This window comes from Vibrio sp. 10N.222.55.A1 (assembly GCF_041473835.1).
GTDB lineage: Bacteria > Pseudomonadota > Gammaproteobacteria > Enterobacterales > Vibrionaceae > Vibrio > Vibrio crassostreae_C.
In genome coordinates this window covers 1-225 of the sequence record NZ_JBFRSX010000126.1, presented here as the reverse complement: position 1 = coordinate 225, position 225 = coordinate 1, and the positions used below count along the sequence as shown (strand labels likewise).

Sequence of the window (225 nt, the reverse complement as noted above, 5' to 3'; positions counted from 1 at the left end):
CAGATGAGAACTTCAATGGTGATATCGATATTAGCTTCGATATCTCAGATGGTACCAATACGGTTCAAGCATCGGCTGACCTAACCGTTAACCCAGTTAATGACCTGCCAGTACCTCAAGACCAACAGTTCAGCGTTGAAGAAGACGGCACACTTATTTTCACTGATGCTGACCTATTAACAGGTGCGACTGATATTGAAGGCGACAACCTAACGGTTGAAGGTG

The 225-nt window shown here is 44.9% G+C and carries 1 protein-coding gene; it reads left to right on the top strand.

Going from position 1 to position 225, the window contains the following annotated elements; all coding sequences use genetic code 11:
- A partial coding sequence (locus AB4493_RS21935) for a cadherin-like domain-containing protein (RefSeq protein WP_372155814.1) occupies positions 1-225 on the top strand: 225 nt, incomplete at both ends.